We start from the raw sequence: 1,526 nt of genomic DNA on the forward strand, positions 1-1,526 counted from the left end.
TAACTCACCACAAGGTGATAACACTACCACTTGCTCACCGGCCTCGGGTGCCCACCAGGAACGATCATGACTGGCTCTTGTTGTTAGCCAAGGTAGCCAATCTGTCGTGAGTTTATTCATTTGTACTCGTGCCCGAGCACGATCATAATCCACGCTTCTTATAATACCTGGCCGAATTAAATTCTTAACCAGGCGAATCAGCTCTTCAATATTATAGGGGTTTATATCGGGGTTCATGGGCTTTACCTGTATAGGGTACATGACTGGCTAATACAGTTTTGGGTGTTTCTCCATCGTCTTCCCACAGTGATTCGCCCATATAAAACGACTGTTGCCAAGTCACTTCCCAGCTTTCATAACCTTTGGTATCAGGATTGAATAACGCGGGAATGGCTTGGATATGCTTGGGTAAACCCACCACATTATCGAGTCCCCATAATCCCGTTTCAGGTTCATTTAACAAGCGCATCACCTCGCAGGCCATACGGCGAATTTCAATGGCTAAATCAGGTGTGCTATTGGCTAACACACAGTAGCAAAACCAGTCCGCATGGATGACATGGCGACCATCGCCGGGGTTTTCACCGACTTCCATTTGGTGCATACCTAAATAAATACCCGGTGAATTCAGGCATTTACCCAGATTATAGGCCTGCACAAATTCCAGTCGCTTACCAAAATGGTTCGTCAGCGTGTCCACCATGGTCTGGTGAATTAATTCAAGGGGATCATATTTATTCATGATTTAAGGCGTAATTAAGTTCCTGTTCCAGGAGGGTAACAAGTCGTTGTTTACCACGCTTAAGGATTTGTATCACCACGGGTTTAGCCACGGGCTCAATGTCTTGGGTTTGGTACACTAATGGCAGTCGTGCTTTACTTGCACGTTTAAAGGCTGCTTCACGATTGCTAATTTTAAACGCACCTGGTCGATAATGCTGACCCGCTTTTGCCCCACCTGGCACTTCTTTGACCTTACCAAAATAGCCTAACCCTACCGGATTAACACCTAACCAGACCTTAATTTTACCTTCAGCATACACAGTGGTGACACGCATCCGGTGCTTTTTAAACAGGTTTCGCTTCACGCCGGAGGCATCAACGACCGCTTGGATTAATAACCGCTCGATAAATGCCGTGTATTTACGTTGGGCACGTTTAATGGCGCGCTTTACATCAGCTTGGCTTCGATCCAAGCCCATTAACACGTCATCCAGTGAATCATTAATATCAACCGCGACTTTTAACGCCATCGACTACCTTCCTTCGGCGCTTCGTAAGGAGATAATTTAATAATGGCTATACCGGTATCTTTTTTTAACGGTGGCCAGTTGAGGTGATAATTTTGTTCATCGATTACCACATATTCATGCTGTTCAAGCGTAGTTAAATCACTTATAGCCACATGTAATTCAGGCGTCGCATAATTCAACTGGATTTTATTCAGCTTCCCTTCCTGATCTCGCCAATAAAAAATACCGGTAATGGTCTGGCCATCCTTTAGATAAATCGGACGGCCATACATC

At 45.1% G+C, this 1,526-nt stretch carries 4 protein-coding genes; all 4 read right to left on the reverse strand.

All coding sequences use genetic code 11. The annotated features are described in order from the left end of the window. Positions 1-237: phage baseplate assembly protein V (locus KCG35_RS25220; protein WP_215822610.1), on the reverse strand; the 237-nt coding region annotated here is incomplete at its 3' end. After that, complete coding sequence (locus tag KCG35_RS25225; protein WP_215822611.1) at positions 212-742, reverse strand: hypothetical protein; 531 nt, start codon at positions 740-742, stop codon at positions 212-214. The genes KCG35_RS25225 and KCG35_RS25220, both read right to left, overlap by 26 nt. Beyond that, positions 735-1,253, reverse strand: a complete 519-nt coding sequence (locus KCG35_RS25230) for a hypothetical protein (RefSeq protein WP_215822612.1) — start codon at positions 1,251-1,253, stop codon at positions 735-737. Before KCG35_RS25230 ends, KCG35_RS25225 begins: the two co-directional genes overlap by 8 nt. Beyond that, positions 1,244-1,526, reverse strand: a 283-nt coding sequence (locus KCG35_RS25235) for a head-tail joining protein (protein WP_215822613.1), incomplete at its 5' end; no start/stop codon positions are given. The genes KCG35_RS25230 and KCG35_RS25235, both read right to left, overlap by 10 nt.

The sequence above is a fragment of the Zooshikella harenae genome (genome assembly GCF_018837975.1).
Classification (GTDB): Bacteria; Pseudomonadota; Gammaproteobacteria; order Pseudomonadales; family Zooshikellaceae; genus Zooshikella; species Zooshikella harenae.

What these genes read in the sequence shown, in the direction of transcription:
- KCG35_RS25225 (WP_215822611.1), bottom strand. Translation starts at nt 742, where the DNA reads ATGAATAAATATGATCCCCTTGAATTAATTCACCAGACCATGGTGGAC.
- KCG35_RS25230 (WP_215822612.1), bottom strand. Translation starts at nt 1,253, where the DNA reads ATGGCGTTAAAAGTCGCGGTTGATATTAATGATTCACTGGATGACGTG.